Annotated in this window: 1 pseudogene; it reads right to left on the bottom strand. The window is 36.1% G+C overall.

Annotated features, from left to right (window positions below):
* Positions 1–620: 620 nt before the first annotated feature.
* Positions 621–941 (bottom strand): annotated as a pseudogene (locus CHI06_RS27385) (spore germination protein); the annotation flags it as partial.
* Positions 942–1,079: the final 138 nt, after the last annotated feature.

Raw genomic sequence — 1,079 nt, 5'->3', positions numbered from 1 at the left:
ACCCGTTAGCCATCCATGCAGCGCAAAATCGGCGCTGCACCACAGAGAATGAAAATGGATCTGGCAGTCTATACTGTTTTAATGCTGGCGAAGAAGGTCTTTGAACTATGGTGCCTTTGAGACCATCCGTTAGTCTGACTCCAACTACCATGGTGTACCACCGACTGTCGCACCCTTTAGGGGTAGGACTCATGGGAGATTAATCCTTTTTCTGGTTGTTGCGCCAGCTTTACCTGATTTCACTTTTAGTAGAAAGGTACCACAACTCGATTTACCACCCAATCTTATATAAGATCCTTCAAGAGGCTCAGCCTTTTTTTAAAAACTTGTTTTTCTGGGTCTATTGCCTTTTTTCAGTTTTTATTTTCATGGGAGTTGAAGAGGTATTTTCTTAACGTGGGCTAGAAAAGAATATGAATACTCTTTTTACTTCCAACAAAAAAGGTACTTGTATTTGTTATAAACCTTTAGGTTTACTTATAAACCATAAAGCAATAGCAATTACAATAATTATTCCAAATAATATAGACAAATTTATACCCCTCCATAAAAACTTGTTTTGTAGATTTCCAATTCTTTTTTACCAAAATTATAACTGGTAGCTAAACATATTAGATGTATCAATCATCTGGGTATCTATGTTGACTTTTAATTAATGCCTTTGTGTCTCCCCTATATAATGAATCCTTAAGCTCCTTAATTCTGAGTGGAATATATGGGGATAGATAAGGAACACCTAGTGATTTTAAATTAACCATATATATGAATAATGCTGTTGCCAAGATGGTTATCCCATTCAAACCAAACCAATATCCAATAAAAATAGCAGCTGTTCTTAATGTGACAATGGCTCCATTGAGTCCTTTGGTACCCAAAACCATACTTAGTATAATCGCAGTACCGACAACTATGATACCTAGAGGATGAATCATTTTTGCCTGTACAGCCGTTTGTCAGATTATGATAGAACCAAGTAAAGATATTGCCATGCCCCAAAAACTATTTTGCCCTTTAAGGAAAAATTTACTCGGAGGGATTAATGTGCTACTTTAAACAAATATGGGATGTATCTTCTTCAT

The sequence above is a fragment of the Bacillus sp. 7884-1 genome (assembly GCF_002272245.1).
Lineage (GTDB): Bacteria > Bacillota > Bacilli > Bacillales > Cytobacillaceae > Neobacillus.
Note: the sequence above shows the minus strand (reverse complement) of the source record. Positions and strands in the feature narration are given on the sequence as shown.